Origin of the sequence: Chryseobacterium sp. BIGb0232 (assembly GCF_024810195.1) — a bacterium.
Classification (GTDB): domain Bacteria; phylum Bacteroidota; class Bacteroidia; order Flavobacteriales; family Weeksellaceae; genus Chryseobacterium; species Chryseobacterium pennae.
This window is the reverse complement of the sequence record NZ_JANUEH010000016.1, coordinates 31,807-51,062: the sequence shown is the minus strand read 5'-3', so window position 1 is coordinate 51,062 and position 19,256 is coordinate 31,807. Positions and strand designations below refer to the sequence as shown.

The 19,256-nt window shown below is 37.1% G+C and carries 17 protein-coding genes; 7 read left to right on the top strand and 10 right to left on the bottom strand.

The genetic code is table 11. The features are described from left to right. Positions 1 to 51 precede the first annotated feature (51 nt). The 5 genes from M2372_RS24180 to M2372_RS24160 all read left to right on the top strand — a co-directional run bounded on the left by M2372_RS24180 (position 52) and on the right by M2372_RS24160 (position 3,088). A complete protein-coding gene (locus M2372_RS24180) occupies positions 52 to 381 on the top strand; it encodes a helix-turn-helix transcriptional regulator (RefSeq protein WP_123321640.1) in 330 nt (109 codons plus the stop codon). Between the two features lie 226 nt (positions 382 to 607). After that, the gene (locus M2372_RS24175; protein WP_123321639.1) at positions 608 to 1,072 is read left to right on the top strand and encodes an SRPBCC domain-containing protein; all 465 of its coding nucleotides are present in this window, start codon (positions 608 to 610) and stop codon (positions 1,070 to 1,072) included. A gap of 187 nt (positions 1,073 to 1,259) precedes the next feature. Further along, the gene (locus tag M2372_RS24170) at positions 1,260 to 1,838 is read left to right on the top strand and encodes a YdeI family protein (protein WP_123321638.1); all 579 of its coding nucleotides are present in this window, start codon (positions 1,260 to 1,262) and stop codon (positions 1,836 to 1,838) included. Between the two features lie 18 nt (positions 1,839 to 1,856). Next, positions 1,857 to 2,258, top strand: a complete 402-nt coding sequence (locus M2372_RS24165; RefSeq protein ID WP_123321637.1) for a DoxX family protein — start codon at positions 1,857 to 1,859, stop codon at positions 2,256 to 2,258. Between the two features lie 272 nt (positions 2,259 to 2,530). Then, a complete protein-coding gene (locus tag M2372_RS24160) occupies positions 2,531 to 3,088 on the top strand; it encodes a DUF4256 domain-containing protein (protein WP_123321636.1) in 558 nt (185 codons plus the stop codon). Between the two features lie 480 nt (positions 3,089 to 3,568). On the opposite strand, the gene M2372_RS24155 is transcribed toward M2372_RS24160, so the two are convergent. Beyond that, positions 3,569 to 4,525, bottom strand: a complete 957-nt coding sequence (locus tag M2372_RS24155) for a hypothetical protein (protein ID WP_123321699.1) — start codon at positions 4,523 to 4,525, stop codon at positions 3,569 to 3,571. Between the two features lie 145 nt (positions 4,526 to 4,670). Between M2372_RS24155 and M2372_RS24150 the strand changes: the two genes are divergently transcribed. Next, positions 4,671 to 5,171, top strand: a complete 501-nt coding sequence (locus M2372_RS24150; RefSeq protein ID WP_123321635.1) for a hypothetical protein — start codon at positions 4,671 to 4,673, stop codon at positions 5,169 to 5,171. A gap of 150 nt (positions 5,172 to 5,321) precedes the next feature. Here M2372_RS24150 and M2372_RS24145 read toward each other — a convergent pair whose 3' ends face one another. The 8 genes from M2372_RS24145 to M2372_RS24110 all read right to left on the bottom strand — a co-directional run bounded on the left by M2372_RS24145 (position 5,322) and on the right by M2372_RS24110 (position 16,460). Beyond that, complete coding sequence (locus M2372_RS24145; protein ID WP_123321634.1) at positions 5,322 to 6,473, bottom strand: efflux RND transporter periplasmic adaptor subunit; 1,152 nt, start codon at positions 6,471 to 6,473, stop codon at positions 5,322 to 5,324. Positions 6,474 to 6,480: 7 nt separating this feature from the next. After that, positions 6,481 to 10,818, bottom strand: coding sequence for a CusA/CzcA family heavy metal efflux RND transporter (locus tag M2372_RS24140; RefSeq protein ID WP_123321633.1), 4,338 nt, complete (start codon positions 10,816 to 10,818; stop codon positions 6,481 to 6,483). A gap of 225 nt (positions 10,819 to 11,043) precedes the next feature. Beyond that, positions 11,044 to 11,406, bottom strand: coding sequence for a hypothetical protein (locus M2372_RS24135; protein ID WP_123947355.1), 363 nt, complete (start codon positions 11,404 to 11,406; stop codon positions 11,044 to 11,046). Positions 11,407 to 11,529: 123 nt separating this feature from the next. Beyond that, positions 11,530 to 12,099 (bottom strand): Crp/Fnr family transcriptional regulator, encoded by a 570-nt coding sequence (locus tag M2372_RS24130; protein ID WP_115971551.1) that lies wholly within the window; start codon positions 12,097 to 12,099, stop codon positions 11,530 to 11,532. 44 nt (positions 12,100 to 12,143) lie between these two features. Continuing rightward, entirely contained in the window at positions 12,144 to 12,902 is a 759-nt protein-coding gene (locus M2372_RS24125; RefSeq protein ID WP_123321632.1) for a siderophore-interacting protein, read from the bottom strand. A gap of 2 nt (positions 12,903 to 12,904) precedes the next feature. Continuing rightward, complete coding sequence (locus M2372_RS24120; protein ID WP_123321631.1) at positions 12,905 to 14,080, bottom strand: MFS transporter; 1,176 nt, start codon at positions 14,078 to 14,080, stop codon at positions 12,905 to 12,907. An 83-nt stretch (positions 14,081 to 14,163) separates the two neighbouring features. Beyond that, entirely contained in the window at positions 14,164 to 15,777 is a 1,614-nt protein-coding gene (locus M2372_RS24115; protein WP_123321630.1) for a Na+/H+ antiporter, read from the bottom strand. A gap of 77 nt (positions 15,778 to 15,854) precedes the next feature. After that, positions 15,855 to 16,460: a hypothetical protein gene (locus M2372_RS24110; RefSeq protein ID WP_123321629.1), complete on the bottom strand. Its 606-nt coding sequence runs from the start codon at positions 16,458 to 16,460 to the stop codon at positions 15,855 to 15,857. Positions 16,461 to 16,824: 364 nt separating this feature from the next. On the opposite strand from M2372_RS24110, the gene M2372_RS24105 reads away from it, so the two are divergent. Next, positions 16,825 to 18,174, top strand: coding sequence for an MATE family efflux transporter (locus tag M2372_RS24105; RefSeq protein ID WP_123321628.1), 1,350 nt, complete (start codon positions 16,825 to 16,827; stop codon positions 18,172 to 18,174). Between the two features lie 272 nt (positions 18,175 to 18,446). On the opposite strand, the gene M2372_RS24100 is transcribed toward M2372_RS24105, so the two are convergent. Continuing rightward, positions 18,447 to 19,256: an AraC family transcriptional regulator gene (locus M2372_RS24100; RefSeq protein WP_123321627.1), complete on the bottom strand. Its 810-nt coding sequence runs from the start codon at positions 19,254 to 19,256 to the stop codon at positions 18,447 to 18,449.

Here is a 19,256-nt window from a genome sequence, read left to right as displayed (position 1 = left end):
ACTTGCGTAGCTAAATAACTACACATATATTTGTAGTCAAATAACTACATAATGAATTTAAGAAGAGATGTATTCCAGGCGATTGCAGACCCTACCAGAAGATCTATATTGATGCTGGTGGCTGCTCAATCTATGACTGCAGGGGCCATTGCTTCCAATTTCGATACCGCAAGGCCTACCGTTTCCAAACATCTTCAGATCCTTACAGAATGTGAGCTGCTGAGATCAGAACAGAACGGCCGTGAAATTATATATCACCTCAATCCTAATAAAATGAAAGAAATAGCCGATTTTATAGAGCCGTTCCGCCAAATGTGGGATGAGAAATTCAATAAGCTGGAAAGTGTGATGAAGGCGTACCAGAATTTGAAAAATGAATAATAATAGGTAAAGACAGATAGATAATAGACGATGAGATGAGAGACGATGAGGGCAAAGTTTAACTTGTGGATTGTATATAGTTAATTTTGCTTCGCAAGTGAATCGTTAATCATCAGGGAAGGGACACCAACCTTAAACGCTCCCACTCTAATACTCTAATACTCTAATACTCTAATACTCTAATACTCTAAAACACCCAAAACCCTCAAACCCTCAAACTCAAAATATGGAACTAAAAACAAAAATCCAGGCAGAAGATGGAAAGCAGGAAATCTTCATTATCAGAGAATTTGATCTTCCTGTAGAATTGCTTTTCAAGGCCTATACAGAAGCTGAACTTTTCGAACAATGGATGGGAACCAAAGTGACCAAGTTTGAAAACCAACCCCACGGAAGTTACCGTTTTGAAACTTCTAATCCGCAGGGAGAAGTAATGTTTAGTGCCAACGGAACCATTCATGATATTGTTCAGAATGAAAAAATTATCAGAACGTTCCAGATGGAAAACACTCCTTTTCCGGTTCAGATTGAGTTTTTAGAATTTGAAAAGCTAACAGACAAAACGAGTAAAATCACCATCCAGACGATATACAAATCCGTAGACTTCAGAGATCAGCACCTGAAAATGCCGTTTGCTCAGGGAATTAATAGGGCACATGATCGTTTGCAGGAGATCTTTAGAGACCAATAGATAATAGACGAAGAGATGAGAGACAATGATGTCAGAGTTTAACTTGTGGATACCAATCTTCAATTTTGTTTCGCAAGTGAATCCTCAATTATTAGTGAAAGGATAACAACCTTGAACTTTAAGCATCAAACTCTAATACTCTAATACTCTAATACCCTCAAACCCTACAACCCTCAAACCCAAAAACATGAATCCAAAAGTTAATTTTTTCTTCGAAAATGCCACACAATGGAAAGAAGAATTTGAAGCATTAAGAACAATTGCCCTAAGTACTGAATTGGTAGAAGATTTAAAATGGGGCTGTCCCTGTTATACTTATGAAGGGAAAAATATTTTCTTAATTCACGGGTTTAAAGAATATTGTGCCCTACTCTTTTTCAAAGGCGCTTTGATGAAAGATCCTGACCAGATTCTTATTCAGCAGTCTGAAAATGTGCAGGCAGCGAGACAAATCCGTTTTACAGAGATACAACAGATCCATGATTTGGAAAATGAACTTCGGGCATATATGTTTGAAGCTGTGGAAATTGAAGAATCCGGAGTGAAGGTTGAAATGAAGAAAACCAAAGACTTTGAAATGGTTGAAGAGTTTCAAAACAGACTGGATCAGGATGCTGTATTAAAAGAAGCTTTTGAAGCCTTAACCCCAGGCCGACAAAGAGCTTATCTACTCCACTTTTCTTCTGCCAAACAATCCAAAACCCGGGAAGCAAGAATAGAAAAATGCATCCCTCAAATCCTCGAAGGAAAAGGCCTTACCGACTAATCACAAAACATAATCAATATGGAAACATCAAACCGATCAGAAAAAAGAACAAAGATCATCTATTGGATCTTTACACTATGGATGGCATTAGGCATGGTTTCTACCGCCATTGTTCAGCTTATGAAAAACAAAGATGAACTTGCCAACTTTACCAACCTTGGATATCCGGCTTATCTTATGACCATCATCGGAGTATGGAAACTATTGGGCGTTATTGCCATTCTCATTCCGAAACGTTTATTACTCAAAGAATCGGCTTACGCAGGATTTTTCTTCGTCATGTCCGGAGCAGTTATTTCGCATCTTATTGTGGGAGATACCACTAGCAGAACTTTCCCAGCTGTTTTACTGTTTGTGCTGGTTATGATTTCATGGTATTTCAGACCTGCAAACCGAAAAATCTCTCTCAACAACAACTAACTCACAATTAAAAACTTTATGCAGATAACATTGATTTTGTTGGAATATCGCAAAGACACTAAGGATTAAAACCTAATGCTGTTTTTAAGGCGCAAGAAAATCTATGATTTTCACCAAATATGAGATGAAAGTATGTAGCATTCAATTTTATCGGAGATAAAATCCTTGCGCCTTAAAAATATTCTCAGCCTCAAAACCTATTGCGCCTTTGCGAGTTCCAACAACATCAATCAATTGATTCAAAAAGAACAAACCGTAAAACAAAATTTAACATGAAAAAGAAATCATTAACTCCCGAACAAAACGAAACTCTTCTAAAAGTACTGAAAACCCGTTTTGAAAAAAATATGCCCCGCCACAAAGGCCTGAAATGGGAAAACATCCAGTCCAAACTGGAAGCCAGCCCCGAAAAACTCTGGTCTTTAAACGAAATGGAAGAAACAGAAGGCGAACCTGATGTGGTGGATTACAATCAAAAAACAGACGAATATATCTTCTTCGACTGCGCTCCGGAAAGCCCAAAACGCAGAAGCCTTTGCTACGATTACCCAGCATGGGAATCAAGAAAAGCCAACAAACCTGAAAGCAACGCCATTGATAAAGCTTCAGAAATGGGTATTGAAATTTTAACCGAAGAACAATACCGCCACCTTCAGGAATTAGGAAAGTTTGATCAGAAAACATCCAGCTGGATCCAAACACCTGCTTCAATTAGAGAACTTGGAGGCGCTGTTTTCTGCGACAGACGTTACAATATGGTTTTCTATTATCATAACGGTGCAGATTCTTATTATGCAGCGAGAGGGTTCAGGGGGAGTTTGAGAGTTTGAGTGTGCTAGAGTATTAGAGTGAAAATGAAAAATCAACGATTTTTAAAACTTATGTGAACTTCTAATACGCAAAGCTTGACAACTTAAAAAACTAAAGTGTTCAAAAACTTTTATGACTTTTGTGGTTAAATAATAAAGATTGGATTCCTACCGAATGACAAAGTGTATGTAACAAGAAAATCAAAGATTTTTTCAAAACTTATGTGAACTTCTAATACGCAAAGCTTGATAACTTAAAAAACTAAAGTGTTCAAAAACTTTTATGACTTTTGTGGTTAAATAATAAAGATTGGATTCCTACGGAATGACAAAATATATGTAACAAGAAAATCAAAGATTGTTCAAAACTTATGTGAACTTCTAATACACAAAGCTTGACAACTTAAAAAACTAAAGTGTTCAAAAACTTTTATGACTTTTGTGGTTAAACAATAATTTTAAACCATTAAGATATTACTTAATGGTTTAAAAAAATGTTCATTAATTTAGCAGCCAGGGAGATTCCACGCTCCAGAATATAATATTAACCCCAAGAAAATTCTGTGCATAATTCACAAATTCTTCTTTTGTAAAGGGCTTTTTTGTTTTTGGATTTATATAAGTTAAAGTGGGCTCCTGGACTGCCATAGCGACCAGTGGCAATTTTCCTTTATATTGATTAAAAAACGGATAAGAGTTTTTCATCTGAGCCTTTTTATCAGGAACAATGTCCGGCCCGCCTAACCCTATCTTATTTTTATCGGCAAAATCAAATAATCTGGACATATACTGATGGTCATTTTCCCATTCGCACGGAAAAAAATTGACATATTGTAATACATAAGATTCTTTGAATGCTTGCCTTGCAAATTTTAAATTATCCAACTCTGCCTGAAAATATTTATCACAGCTAAAGCCGGTTTTATCTTTTTTCATTTCAATATCTATTGAGGTCTCAGGAAGATTAATTCCCTGAATTTTCCCATCAAACTTTTTCCCCAGCTCTCCTATCAGCTTTTGATATCTTTCTCTAACGGCAGGATTCCATTGCTGGGTTACCCAACCACTTCCAACAGGTTTATTCTCTCCCGGATTATCATATTGAGCCACCAGCCCTCCGGTATACTCCTTTTCCTTCAAAATATAATCAGGAACATATCTTGCCTGAGGCTCAAAAAATCTGTCCTGGAGCTGGATAAACAGTTTTTTATCTAAAGAAGTCAAATACTCTAAATCTTTTTCAATGCCTGAAAAATTATAAACATCTTTTGAAGTCTCTAAAGCTCTCCAGTTATAGACAATCTGCACTCCTCCAATATCTTTTCGTACAATCATCTTTTCAATATTCTTCAGGTCTCCCGATGAAGTATAAATATAGTTTTGAGGTGTTTGCCCCATCAAAGAATGCAACCCTAAAAATAATAATCCTAATCCCAGCATTCTGACAGTCTTTTTCATAATAATAAATTTAAAAATAGAATAATATGAATCATTTTCCGTGCCCAAATGAATGATATTTTTAAACTTTAGAAAAATATTCATTAATATATAAATAGTATCACTAATTTAGCGCTTCAAAATTTGATTTTAAATAACTAAGGATATGAAGAAATTAATTTTAATAGTTGCTGTTTCAGCAGTAATGATCAATTGTAATAAAAAAACTGAAGCTCCTGCTCCTAATGTGAATACTGATACTATTGCAGTAGAAGAACCTGTGATAGATACACTAGGGCCAAAATCGTTCTGCTATGTAGGAGTAACTGGAAAAGACAGTGTTTTTGCTTCTATTGACGACAACCTGGGAACGATTACCGGAAAACTATCGTATAAAAACAGTGAAAAAGACAGTTCAAAAGGAGACGTAACAGGATTTAAATCTGGAGATACTCTGAAACTTACCTACGAATTTTCTTCTGAAGGTAAAAAGAGCAAAAGAGATATTTACTTCTTACAGAAAGACAATGCTTTAACAGAAGGAATTGGAGATCATAAAGAGGAAGACGGACAATCTAAGTATGCCGATGAAAAAAAGATCAGCTACAAAGACGGACAAAAATTAAGCACTGCTGACTGTAAAATAGTGAACAAAGCTGTAAAATAAACAATCTCTATTGAAATCAAACAAAAATGCTCTTCTCAGCTTCTGGGAACAGTATTTTTTATTTGTCATTATTTACTGGCATTCTACAAAAGAAAAGGTTTCATTTACCATTGGTAAACAAAACCTTTTTTTTACATGTATATAAAGCGATTATTCCGCCTTATTCTTCAACATCATCAGAAGACTGTAAGCTCCTTTCTGTACAATCTTTTTATCTTTTAAAAAATCTGCTTTTACAATTTCTGTAAACTGATCATCTGAAATACCAATGACCACGGGAATCATCTTATAATTTGATTTTCCAAGGTCTTCAAAAACATAGTTTCTGCTTTCAAAAGAAACTACAGCATCATTCGGAAGTCCCTGGGTGTATCGGTTGCTGATATTCACTTCAGCATTGATGTACATCCCTTTTACAAATTCTGAATGGGCAGATGATAATTTGGCTACTGCCGTTGCAGAACCTCCGTTTTCAATACTTGGAACTACACTTACAATTCTGGCATTGGACTTCACATCAGGTTTTTGATTGTTATATACCAGGATTTTCTGCCCTGTTTTTATATCATTAACGTCATTTTCAAAAATTTTTAATTCTAAAAGTAATCCGGCCGGATTAATCAGTTCAAATAAAGTATCTGCAGGATTGATATATTGACCGTTATTCACCAGTATTTTGCTCACAAAACCACTGAATGGTGCATAAACATTAATTCTGCTTCTTATATTTCCGGTGTTTAGCCCTTTAGCATTGATTCCGATGATTCGCAGCTTTTCTTCAAGACCTCTCAGGGTAGCATTTAAAGTTGAATAATCTGCCTGTGCAGTTTGCATGGTTTTATCGCTACTTGCTTTGCTTGTATTAAGGTCCTTCTGACGGTTCAAGTTCAGTCTTGCTGCCTCAAGCTGCGCTTTGGTTACCAGATAATCCTGCTGAAGCTGTATGAATTGTGGATCTTCCACCACTGCCAGTACCTGACCTTTAGTGAAGTGGCTTCCATTAATTATGTTGATTGATTTGATATGTCCACCCATAATGCTTGAAACAGAACTGATATGAGAAGGCGCAATCTCTGCTTTTCCATTCAGGCGAACCAGTTTCTCCATATTTCTGTTCTGAATGGTTGTAGTCGTAATTCCTACTGACTGAATTTGCTGTGAGGTAAGATGAACGGTATTTTCAGTCCCTTTTGCAAATTTTGTGTTTTCATAAACTGCTTTTTCCTCTTCTTTCTTGCCTGAACATGATGACAAGGCAAATACTAGGGCCAGACTGTATATTGATATTATTTTGAATTGCATGATGCTGTTATTTTGAAATTAAGAAATTGAGTTCTGCTCCGATCTGATTCAGTCTTTCCAGGCTATCAATGTAATCTGCCTTGGTCTTTACAGCCTGATTCACCAGGATTACCCAGTTCAGGTAATCAATTTCTCCTGCATCCATCTGCTTTTGAGCGGTTTTTAAGATCGTTTCAGATTTGGGGAGCTGTTTCTGCTCATAGTTTTCAATGATTCTCTGCTGATTCATATAGTTGTTCAACTGTTGTCCCAACCTGTTTTTAAGTTCAATTTCTTTTCTTTGATATTGATTTTCAGAGATGGCAATTTTGGCTTCAGCAGCTTTGGCTAATGCTCTTTGCCCTTTAGTAAACAATGGAATTCCTACTCCCACCTGAACTGAATTAAAACGGTTATTATTGATGTTTTTCATGCTCTGATTGGTATAGCCGATAAGAAGGTCAGGAAGCAATCTGCTTTTTTCAAGCTGTACTTCAGCCTCTCCTACTTTAATCTGTTGTTGCAGATACTGAAGCTCAGGATGCTGTTTTACCATTTCCTCTGAGATCTGAAGTCCTACGTTCATTGTTGGCCTCTCTGCAATAGGTTGGTAAGGAGTATCAGACTGAAGAAGTAACTGAAGCTGTAGTTTTGCAATACTCAGATCATTTTCAAGAGAATTCAGCTGTACTTTCATCTGTTCCTTTTGAATTTCTGCAGTAGCTTCCTCTAAAATGTTTGCTTCTCCTTTTTTTAATCTTAAACCGGCTTTATCAGCAAAGTTGCTGTACAGTTGGCTAATGTATTCCAATACTTTTTTCTTTTCCTGAAGGACTAATATTCTATAGAAAACATCCGTAACTTCTTTGGTAAGCTGTGTTTTTGTAAGGTTTTGACTGATAACACTTGCCGTCCATTCTGCATCCAGCATCTGTTTTCTTTTTGAATACACCGTTGGAAAACTGAATCTTTGGGAAATTGCGAATGAATTATCAGTTTCTTCACCCTGAATCTGTCCGAATGCTCCCGTAACTTCCAGTTGGGGAAGATCAAGATAGCTGGCTTTTAGCTTTTCCTGATAATCAGCAATTAATTTTGAACTTTTAAGCATTCCGTTTTGTTGGTAAGCCTTTTCCAAAGCCTGTTCAAAAGTGATATTTTCCTGTGCCTGAATGCTTCCGAAAGAAATCAACAGCAAGAAAACAGACAGTTTTTTATAGTTTATTTTTTTAGAGAATTTCATTTTATCTTTATTAATATGTTCAAATAAGACGTAGAGAATAGGAAGCACAAATAAGGTTAAGAAAGTGGCAAGCATCAACCCTCCTATTACTACGGTTGCCAAAGGTCTCTGTACTTCAGCTCCTGCACCATTACTTATCGCCATAGGAAGAAAACCTAATGAAGCAACAAAAGCCGTCATCAGAACCGGACGAAGCCTGATTCTTGTTCCCATCAGTACAATTCTGCTGGTATTGGTTATTCCGTTCTTTTTTAAGCGGTTAAACTCTGAGATCAAAACAATTCCATTAAGTACAGCAACTCCAAATAAAGCAATGAATCCAACTCCGGCACTGATGCTGAAAGGCATTCCCCTTAAAGCAAGGAAGTATACCCCTCCGATTGCTGATAACGGAATGGCAGTGTAGATTAATAAACTGTGTTTTACAGAACCAAATGCAAAGAATAACAGCAGGAAAATCATTACCAGAGAAATAGGAACAGCAAGCCCCAATCTTGCTTTAGCTTCGTTTAAGTTTTCAAAAGTTCCGCCATAAGAAATGGTATAGCCTGGTGTAAATTTCAGCCCTTTAGCTGCTTTTTGCTGCAACTCTTCCACAATACTCTGAACATCTCTGCCCCTTGCATTAAAACCTACAATAATTCTTCTTTTGGTATCTTCTCTCTGAATCTGGTTAGGACTGTTTTTAAGCTCTACTTTTGCCAGCTGAGATAAGGGAACCTGCTCTCCTGAAGCGGTAGGAACCAGTAAATTCTGAATGCTGGCAATATCTTTTTTATAATCATTATCCATGCGGACAACAATGTCAAACTTTTTTTCTCCTTCATATAATGCTCCAGCAGTTTGGCCTGCAAAAGCCATATTGATGACCCTGTTGATTTCAGCAACAGAAATATTGTACCTTGATAATTCGGATCGGTTGTAGTCTATAACTACCTGTGGGGCTCCTTCAACAGGTTCTATATAAAGATCCTGGGCTCCTTTTACTGTATTGATGATGCTTCCCAACTTTTTAGCATAGGTAGTAAGGCTGTCAAGATCTTCTCCATAAATTTTACAGACTATATCCTGTCTGGCTCCGGTCATCAGCTCATTAAAGCGCATTTGCACCGGAAACTGGAAGCTTGTTGTCAATCCTGGAATAACACTTAATGCTTTACTCATCTTTTCAGAAAGCTCAGGAAATGAAGAAGCTGATGTCCATTCTTTTTTAGGTTTTAAAACAATAATCATATCTCCTGCATCCATCGGCATTGGTTCTGTTGGAATCTCAGCACTTCCGATCTTGACAACGATCTTCTGTACTTCAGGAAACTGTTTTAAAAGAATGTCGGAAGCTTGAGTAGTGACTTTTTTAGTCTCATTAATATTACTTCCCTGAAGAATTCTCATCTCAACTGCAAAATCTCCTTCTTCCAACGATGGAATAAATTCACCACCCATTCTGGAAAGGGTGAAAACAGCGCCGGCAAAAAGAACAACAACAGCCAAAATAATTGTTTTTCGGTACTTTAAAGCTTTCATCAGGTACTTTTGATGTCCTATTTCCACTTTAGTCATTACCCTGTCTGAAATATTGTCTTTTTCCTTTTTCTTTCTGCTTAATACCAATGAACTCATCATAGGAATGTAGGTAAGGGAAAGAATAAATGCCCCAATCAGCGCAAAAGCAACAGTTTGTGCCATCGGTTTGAACATTTTTCCTTCAATTCCCTGTAGAGTAAAGATCGGAAGGTAAACAATAAGAATAATGATCTGTCCGAAAACAGCACTATTTACCATTTTGGTGGCGGAACCTGAAACCTGGTCATCCATTTCCTTTTTGCTCAGCATATTATCTTTACCAAAGTGTTTTTTATGCGCCAGCTGATGAAGAACGGCCTCTACAATAATCACTGCACCATCCACAATAAGACCGAAGTCTAATGCTCCGAGGCTCATCAGGTTTCCTCCAACACCAAAGATATTCATCATAATAATGGCAAACAGCATGGCTAAAGGAATAACAGAAGCTACTAACAATCCAGCTCTGAAGTTTCCAAGGAATAAAACAAGAATGAAAACTACGATCAAAGCCCCCTCCATCAGATTCGTTTTTACTGTACTGATGGTATTGTTCACCATTTTAGCACGGTCAAGAAAAGGTTCAATTACAACACCTTCAGGCAAAGATTCCTGAATTTTTTCAAGTCTTTGTTTAATATTGCCAATCACAACGTTGGCATTTTCTCCTTTAAGCATCAATACAATGGCTCCGGATACTTCTCCAGTATCATTATAAGTCATGGCACCATACCTTGTCGCATATCCGATCTTTACAGAAGCTACGTCTTTGATATGAACCGGTATCCCATCTTTGGTTTCTGCCACCTGAATACTTCCGATATCTTCTGTGGTACCCAAAAGCCCTTCACTTCGGATAAAAAGGACGGTTTCTTTCTTTTCAATATAAGCTCCTCCGGTATTCTGGTTGTTTTTTTCCAACGCAGCAAAGACATTATTGATATTGATATTAAAAGCCTGAAGTTTATTAGGATTAATGGCAATCTCATATTGTTTCAGCTTTCCTCCGAAACTGCTTACATCCGCTACTCCTTTGGTTCCCAGCAATTGTCGTCTGACAACCCAGTCCTGAATAGTTCTCAGCTCTGTTTCGTCATATACATTTTCATAGCCTTTTTTGGCTCTTACTACATACTGGAAAATCTCTCCCAATCCTGTAGAAATAGGCCCCAGCTCCGGTTTACCAATTCCCTCAGGAATATTGTCCTGAACGAGCTGTAAGCGTTCCTGAACCTGCTGGCGGGCCCAATATACATCGGTATCATCATCGAAAACTACGGTTACTAATGACAATCCGAATCTGGAAAGACTTCGGAGTTCAGTGATTCCACTGATATTACTCGTTGCCTGCTCAATAGGAAATGTTACAAGACGCTCAATATCTGCAGCTCCGTAGGATGGTGCGGTAGTGATAATCTGTACCTGGTTATTGGTGATATCAGGCTGTGCATCAATGGGAAGTTTGGTGGTTTCATATACTCCGAAAAGGACTAATCCTATGGTGAACAGAGCAATGATGAGTTTATTCTTTACAGAAAACTCAATAATTTTGTTTAACATGAAAAATGATTAATTAGATGAATCGCAGAATTTTACCAACTTACTGTATTTTAATACGTTAACAATAAAACTATCAACTTATTTAAGGTCAAAATAAATATTGAAAAGAATTTTTTAATGTAAAATACAAGTAGAATGATAACAAACTACATAGTTGATTGATAGATAATAAGAATCCAATACTTCAAGTAAATCTTAAAGTATTGATTTTTAAATTTTAATCAATTAAGAATGCCGCGGAGGCTGGAAAATATTGGAAAGATAAAGGTTTGAAAAGTCCTTTTCCTGATAAATGCTATTTTTCTGAGGAATTCTGATTTCCTTAGGTTTTTTGATCTCAAAGGTATAATCAGGAAGCTGGGCATGTACGGTGAGTACAATAGGTGGATTGATAAAAGGAAGTTTTTGATCCAGATCCCAGTCAGCATCTTTTTTGTGATTATCATAGTGTTCCATGACAAATTCTGAAAGATTTCCATGATATTCCATAAAATGCTCTACAAACATAGGCACCTTCACTACTTCCCCCATATTGGTGGTAGCCAGCACATACATCATTGAACATAATATGGAGAACCATTTTAACATGAGTGCAAATATAAGGTTTAAATTTTTCTTAAAAAGGCTCCAGTATTAATTTTTTGAGAATTTTATTCCGTTAAAAAATGGTTTAAAACTCTTCGTAATAATGTTAGATTTATCAAATAAAAATTAAAGCCTTGATTTCAATCTGCTTAAAGTTTCCTGTGAAATATTTAGATAGGAAGCCACCATTTTATTAGAAAGTCGCCTTACCACAACAGGATTTTCATTCAGCAGCTGACGGTACTTTTCAAGCGCATCCTGAACAAGGAAAGACATCAGCCTCTTCGTATTACTCACATAAGCTGTTTCCAGATATATTCTGTAAAATTTTTCCCATTGCGGAATAATATCCAGGAGATGGTAAAAACTTTCATGACTAATGTAATATACTTCTGAATCCTCCACAGCCTGAATAAATTCGTCGGAGGGCTCAGAAGTAATAAAACTGGTTAATGCTGTTGCAAACTGATTTTCAAATGCAAAATATCGTGTGGAATCCTGCCCCTCTTCATTAATAAAAAATATACGAAGACAACCGTTTACGACAAAAAATGTCCGTTGGCTGTGCTGTCCGTTGGTAAGGAGTGTCTCATTCTTTTTTAATTGAACACATTTGAAATAAGAAAGAATGGTATTCAATTCTTCATCCGTTACTGATATTCTATTTTTAATATATGAAGCTAAAAGTTCCTGCATGTAAGCAAAAGTAGTGATAAAAAGGTTTTGCTTACTGTTTTTATCTAAACTGTCCGGATATTTTCTGCCTGTCCGGCTTTCCAGTATGAGCATATATATAAACCATGAGGATCCCATTGCAGGGTTGTTTTAAAATAATTACGAAGTTCATGCACCGTTGTGTATTCTGCAGCGATATACACATATTCTTTCAAAACTCCGGGCGGAAACTGGACAGATTTCACAGCTTCTGCAAGTTTGCTTCCTTCTTCCGGATGAGGATTGTGAAGCCATTCAACTGATACATCTGCTGCAGAACACAGGATAAGCTCATCTTCTTTGTCTGCCACCTCCAATAGTATTTTTGCTGATACATAAGAAGGAAACTGCTCAGCAATAGCACAAATGACAGGCAATGCTGTTGCATCTCCCACCAGCAGATAAAAATCAGCATCGGGAGCTAAAGGTCTTGTACTTTCTTTCATCCCTATTTCCAAAGAATCACCGGGATTCGCTTGTAATGCCCATGCAGATGCAGGCCCGTTATCACCATGGGCAACAAAATCTATAGTTAATTCCCGGTTTTCAAGATCAATTTTTCTGTTAGTATATGTTCTTATTACAGGAATACTTCCTTCTTCAACAGGAATAAATATTTTATTATTAGAACCAGAGTGCACATTGGTTAACAGACCAATCTGATCTTCATTGATTTCAAACACCACACGGATAAGATGTGGAGTGAGATACTGTTTATTTTTAATGATAAATGCAGAACGTATTTTTTTCGTTTTTTCTGCCTGAGTGATGATAGAATTTTCCATTTTTATTTTTTATTACCTAGTAGAATAATCATAGATACAATACAGCTGATACCCCCGAAAAGATACACTGCCTGATAATCAAACCAGCCTGCAATCAGTCCGGCAATTGGTCCTGCTAATCCTAATGAAAGATCAACAAAAGCAACGTACGCTCCCAATGCTGTTCCTCTCATTTGTGGTTTTACTTTTTGAATGGCAAGAACTCCCAAAGCCGGAAAGACCAATGAAAATCCAACCCCGGTCAGCCCACATCCGATAATAGCTAATGTTTTGGAAGCAGACGTCCATATCAGCAGCTGTCCTGCCACTTCGATGATCAAAGAGATGAAAGCAATCTTAAAACCTCCATATTTATCAGGAAATGAAGCAAATAATATTCGGGTAAGAACGTAACATATTCCAAAAATTATAAAAGCAAGTGAAGCATCCCCCCAATTCTTTTGTGAGAAAAATAAAGCAATAAAAGAAGCAATACATCCAAAAGCCATTGATGAAAAAGCAAGGCTCAGGCCCTGACCTGATATCGCACCGATCACCTTGTAAAAAGGCGTTCGCACATGATCTTTATCTACAGGAATAGAAGGAAGTTTTGCAGTAGAAAGCCAACTTATAAGGGGAAGCAAGGCTATAAGGATAAAAGCAGGCAGCATATTGAATTCTTTGCTCATCCAGATGCTGACAGGAGCTCCGATTGCAATTTCTGCATACATAGCAATCCCGTTCCAGGTCATCACTTTTCCAGAATTAGAGTGTCCTACCAGCCCTATTCCCCACGTTAATGCTCCGGTAACCAGAAAGCTTTCGCCAACACCATGAATGATTCTTGCTGCTAACAGAAAGATAAGTGCCATCAGCGGATGAGCCTGAAATAGTACTGCAAGTACATAAACAACCCCGGCAATAACAGCTAATACCACACCAGACATTTTACTTTTCTTGGCTCCTCTGGTATCTGTAATTTTTCCGGAATATGCGCGGGTCAAAAGTGTTGACAATGATTGGAGACCAATAACAAGTCCTACAATAATGCTGTCAAAACCTAATGTGTTCTGGACAAATCCGGGAAGTACTCCCAGTGCAATTCCTATCGTAAGGTAAACTCCGAATACCGAAATGATAATGGGAGCAGTCGCCTGGTAGAAATTAATAGTCTGTCCTTTTTCTAATGTTATACTCATAAATTTTGTTTAAAATATTCGGGTGCAAATGTCACTGAACAGTCAACACGAAACTTTGATTTAGATCAAAAAAGGAAAAAAGGCTACTCTTTTGATTCGGAATAATGTTGTAACGTTTTGAGTTCCTGATGCACGGTTGCTGTCCAGAAATCCAGTTCCCACTCTTTTTTGCGGACGGTTTCAAGAGAAAAGATACCTTTATGATAATTTTTCATCAGTTCTTTTCTTTGATAATCTGCAAGTTCAAGTTCTAAATGGAAATATTTTTTTTTCCATTCGGTATTGCCAGAATTTGAAAATGTTTGGGCAGCATGGAGCAGCTGGTCTTCTTCTTTTTCCAGTTTTTCAGACATAATTTTTATGGCCTCCCCAACCATACTGTTATCGCGGTTCAAACTTTTTAAAAAAATATTTGATTGTTTCAACAGAAGTATGTTCAGGTCTTTTTCTTCCTGTTTGCCGGGAGCAGAAGGTTTTATCATACGAATAAGCCTGGGAAGTGTAAGTCCCTGAATAACCAATGTAAAAATGATTACCACAAATGAAACAAATAACAGAGTATTTCTTTGTTCTATAACAATTCCCAGATTGTCCCGAACCGGTAAAGCCAAAGCCGCCGCCAGGGATACTACTCCACGCATTCCGGACCATGATAAAATAATATACTCCTTTTTGGATTGGGTCATAAAGCAACTTCCTTTTTTAGGAGCCTGCTGGAAAAAAGCAGGAAATAAAGCAAGTACAGCCAGTCTTACGATGACCAGAATAGTAAAAAGAAGAAAGCCATAGACAACAAGGATAAGCAGCTCGTCTTTAGGTATATTTGAAATAATTATCGGCAGTTGCATTCCCAGAATTAAAAATACCAATCCGTTCAGAATAAAAATAATAACATCCCAGAAATGACTCATCTGTATCCTGCTGCCCGCACTGAATAAAGAAAATGAATTCCAGGAAAGAAACATTCCCAATACTACGACTGCCAAAACACCGGAACATCCCAGATGCTCTGCAAAACTGTATGCAGCAAAAGGAAGCAGGATAACAGCAAAGGTTTCTGCACTGCTGTCTCCGTTAAAATACCTGTGTAATTTTAAGAATATAAAACCTATCACAAGTCCAATGAATATTCCACCAATACTGATCCCAACAAACTGGAGTCCTGCATTCCAGAAAGAAAATACTCCACTGGTAACAGCGATAACGGCACATTTGTAGGCAATCAGCGCTGATGCATCATTTAAAAGACTTTCTCCTTCAAGGATGGTAGTTAATTTTGGAGGCAGCGGAAGGTTCTTTGTAATGCTTGTGGCTGCAACAGCATCGGGTGGCGAGATGACAGCTCCCAGTACAAAAGATAACGGCCAGGTGAAACCGGGAATAATACTGTGAACAGTTACGGCAATAATGGTGGTGGTAAGAAACACCAAACCTACAGCCATCAGTGAAATTGTAGGAAATTCTCTTTTGAAATCAGGGATGGATGTATTCCAGGCTGCATCAAACAATATAGGAGGAAGTACAGCGTAGAAAATCATTTCCGGGCTCATATCAATAGATGGAACGACCTTAGTAAGGCTCAATATAAGCCCTGCCAATACCAGTACAATAGGAAGCTCAAGTTTTATTTTGTCCTTTACCGAAATCAGGATCATTAAAATGATGGATATCCAGATTATTTTTTCAAGTTCTGCCATAGCTTAATAATAAGCAGCGAAATTAAAGAGCCTTTACAGGCAGAACTATGATCTAGATCAAAAAGCGTATTGTAGATTTACACAAAATCCAATAATCCGTCAGTAAGCTGTCTCCACTGAATTTTGGCGATTCCTACCATTCCTCCTATAGCTACCATTAGATTACGGACAATATCAATAAAGCTGGCATTAAAGTTAGGGGACTCATTTCTTCCATATACAGCCGCTTTTAAATAGGTAGAGTCCCTCTGAATCATAAAAGTAGACGTTGCTTTTGAACTGTAAAAATGAGCAATATGTTTGCTTTTATCTGTTGGATTGCGGGAGGGTCTGCAGGTCATCGTAATACTTTCCGAATGAGCATCTTCATAATAACAAATATCTGTAATTTCTACCCAGTCATATCCTTTAGCTTCTGTTTCCTCCGGTCCGGGAATATTGATTCTGACAAAGTCTCCTTTCTGTGGATCCCGGTCAGCAGGCTGGCCATTGGAAGTATAGAGCTTAAAGGCTGCATAGGCTTCTCCACAATAACTCTTCCATTGACTAACAGAGAAGAATCTCTTTTTTAATATTCCATATTTTAATGGAAGCAGAGACGGGTCATATTTCACATAGGTTTCTGTGTCATGGAATCCACCTGATTGCTGATCGGGAACTCCTCTAATCTGTTTTGGTTTCATACTTCTTTTTATTCAAATTAAAACAAATTATCCATTTTATTTTATGAGCAGAGTCACATTGAGATCATCAATTTTGCTTCAGTAAGCATATCCTATTATGATTGAACAATCAGTTATTCCTTTTCGCGGACTATTTATTCCTTTTTGAGGACCCTGATTCAGGATTAGGACCAGTAAGTTTGTTTTACAATATTATTAATGTTAAAGTGAGTGTTCATAGGAAGCCGGCAGAAATAAATCGGAAATTATTTTTGTAGGTAATGAGTAATGTAGATTTAATTGATCGTTAAGATCTTAATAGTTTTCTTTTATTGGCTCCGGTTTCCTTTATTACTACCCTTTTTCACACAGATTACAATATACAATGGAACAACAGAGACAGCTAATTTTAAATGGAAACATGCAGAAAGTAATGTGGCAGATGTCCTGGCCGGCAGTGGTCGCAATGGTACTGTACGGACTGAATAATTTCCTTGACGGAATTTTTGTAGGACATTTAATAAGCAATACAGCTCTTGCTGCCGTGGGAGTAGCCTATCCTCTGGCACAGTTTGCCCAGGGATTTGGAACATTAATAGGTACCGGTGTAGGATCTGCAGTAAGTATCTGGATTGGAGCAGGTGATAAAGATAAGCTGAACAGAGCGATGGGAACCGTTAATTTTCTTACACTGCTTTTTTCTGTTGCAATTACAGTTCCCTGCTACATTTTCGCCAGAGATCTGGTGTATATGATGGGCGGAAGAGGTGAAATTTTGACCCTGGGAGTGGAATATTTCAGAGCTACCATTCTAGGCAGTTTTTTTTGGATTCATGGGCTGGCACTGAATATGCTCATCCGTGCAGAAGGACGTATGAAAACTGCAGCCTGGATGATTGCCGTAGGTTTGATTGTAGATGTAGCATTAAAACCATTGTTCATTGATTCCTTTGGTGGCGGAGTAAGCGGTGCGGCATGGGCTACCAATGTTTCTATGATAATTTATATGGTACTGGGAGTCTGGTATTATGCATCCGGAAAGGCATCTTTTGTCACTCATTTTTGGACCTTAAAGTACGACAAGGCTATAATCAGGGAAGCTCTTTCTCTGGGAATGCCCGGCTTTATTATGATGGTGATGATTGTAGTTCAGAATATTGTGGTCTTCAATGTGATTGCCAAATATGGTAAAGATTCAGATGTCACTTTTTTTACAGCAGTTAACCGATTTTATATTTTATTAAATACTCCGCTTTGGGGCCTCATGAGAGCTTTACAGCCGGTATCAGGAATGAATTTTGGTGCTGAAAAATATGAAAGAACCATCAGGGCATACCGGCTTTTCTCCTTTACAGGACTTATGATTCTGATCCCTTTCTGGCTTTTTGTCATGTTTTATCCGGCAGAGGTTTTATCTGTAATGATTCCCAATGTATCTTTCCAGGCAAGCCAGCTAGCTGATTTCAGAATTTATATGAGTGTTTTACCGGCTTTACCGTTTATTTTTATGGCAATGGTTTGGTTTCCTTCTGTAGAAAATGCCCGTCCGGCTACCGTGATCAGTATTTTAAGACAGCTCGTATTGTATATTCCTGCCCTTCTTATTATTCCTATGCTGTATGGAATTCACAGTATTTACATTGTAAGTGCAATAATAGAATGGATCGTGTTTGGTGGAGTAATTTATATGATAGGGTTAAATTTCAAAATGTTAAGAAAAAGTAAAATATATTAACGAATGACTATTTTTAATTGAAATAAATAATATTTAAAAAAAATACACATATAATGTGTTGCATAATATAATTTTTGCTTATATTTGTGAATCGAAATAATTTTTTTTCATCATTTGTGTTTTTTTAAGGTCTCCTCTCTGGAGGCCTTTTTGCTTTAATCAAATATATAATTGATATTTTTTTATTTATATGATAAATAGACAAAAAGAGAGTTATCTATAGAATTTGGGGACGTAAATGCTTTTATATTAATATTTATAAAAATTATAATTTATGAATAAATCCCTTTTTCTAACCCTAAGTTAATATTTTTCATAAAATCTGTTGGTTTCGATTGCATTACAGTCTGAAAACTTCTGCTATAAGCCTGTACACTTTTATATCCTACTTCATAAGCAGTTTCTGAAATTGTTAAATTTCCTGAACTCAAAAGTTCAAGGCTTTTAATAATGCGGAGCATTTGCTGATATTTACTCAGCGTAAGGCCGGTTTCCTTTTTGAATATACGTTCCAGGCTTCGGGAAGAAAGCAATGCCAGCTCTCCCAGCCCTTCTATTTTGATCTCAGTATTGTAATAATGATGAAGATGTTCCATGACTTTTTCTAAGCGTTTATCTTTGGGAAGACAAAGGTGAAGCTTCAGGGATTGTTCCACAAAATGAGGAAGTTCATTAAAAAGAGCTTTTAAAAAAATGGTTTCACCAGCATCCTTTTTCATCAGCTTAGACCATTTTTCTGCATACTTTATCATTTCCCTCAATACAGGAGGAACGGAAAATACATTGATCTCATCATAGAAAGCATTCTTCTGATCCGTGTCTGCAAACATAATCATCAGTTTGATCTTTTCTGAATGGGAATTGGTTTTATGAATAGTATTAGATGGTATCCAGGCTGCGTGATTCTGCGGAAGAAGATAAATACGTTCTTCAATCGTGATATACTGAAATCCACTTTCCACATATACCAATTGCCCCTTTTTATGGTGATGGAGAACGTTATCATGAACCCAGTTATCTTCAAACCATACAAAATAAGGCTGCTTAAGTTCATCTATCCTGATATTGTCGTTAGCATTCAT

Bases quoted from the DNA above. Each gene is read 5' to 3' on its own strand.
- M2372_RS24180 (WP_123321640.1), top strand. From the start codon at position 52: ATGAATTTAAGAAGAGATGTATTCCAGGCGATTGCAGACCCTACCAGA.
- M2372_RS24175 (WP_123321639.1), top strand. From the start codon at position 608: ATGGAACTAAAAACAAAAATCCAGGCAGAAGATGGAAAGCAGGAAATC.
- M2372_RS24170 (WP_123321638.1), top strand. From the start codon at position 1,260: ATGAATCCAAAAGTTAATTTTTTCTTCGAAAATGCCACACAATGGAAA.
- M2372_RS24165 (WP_123321637.1), top strand. From the start codon at position 1,857: ATGGAAACATCAAACCGATCAGAAAAAAGAACAAAGATCATCTATTGG.
- M2372_RS24160 (WP_123321636.1), top strand. From the start codon at position 2,531: ATGAAAAAGAAATCATTAACTCCCGAACAAAACGAAACTCTTCTAAAA.
- M2372_RS24155 (WP_123321699.1), bottom strand. From the start codon at position 4,525: ATGAAAAAGACTGTCAGAATGCTGGGATTAGGATTATTATTTTTAGGG.
- M2372_RS24150 (WP_123321635.1), top strand. From the start codon at position 4,671: ATGAAGAAATTAATTTTAATAGTTGCTGTTTCAGCAGTAATGATCAAT.
- M2372_RS24145 (WP_123321634.1), bottom strand. From the start codon at position 6,473: ATGCAATTCAAAATAATATCAATATACAGTCTGGCCCTAGTATTTGCC.
- M2372_RS24140 (WP_123321633.1), bottom strand. From the start codon at position 10,818: ATGTTAAACAAAATTATTGAGTTTTCTGTAAAGAATAAACTCATCATT.
- M2372_RS24135 (WP_123947355.1), bottom strand. From the start codon at position 11,406: ATGTTAAAATGGTTCTCCATATTATGTTCAATGATGTATGTGCTGGCT.
- M2372_RS24130 (WP_115971551.1), bottom strand. From the start codon at position 12,099: ATGCAGGAACTTTTAGCTTCATATATTAAAAATAGAATATCAGTAACG.
- M2372_RS24125 (WP_123321632.1), bottom strand. From the start codon at position 12,902: ATGGAAAATTCTATCATCACTCAGGCAGAAAAAACGAAAAAAATACGT.
- M2372_RS24120 (WP_123321631.1), bottom strand. From the start codon at position 14,080: ATGAGTATAACATTAGAAAAAGGACAGACTATTAATTTCTACCAGGCG.
- M2372_RS24115 (WP_123321630.1), bottom strand. From the start codon at position 15,777: ATGGCAGAACTTGAAAAAATAATCTGGATATCCATCATTTTAATGATC.
- M2372_RS24110 (WP_123321629.1), bottom strand. From the start codon at position 16,460: ATGAAACCAAAACAGATTAGAGGAGTTCCCGATCAGCAATCAGGTGGA.
- M2372_RS24105 (WP_123321628.1), top strand. From the start codon at position 16,825: ATGGAACAACAGAGACAGCTAATTTTAAATGGAAACATGCAGAAAGTA.
- M2372_RS24100 (WP_123321627.1), bottom strand. From the start codon at position 19,256: ATGAATGCTAACGACAATATCAGGATAGATGAACTTAAGCAGCCTTAT.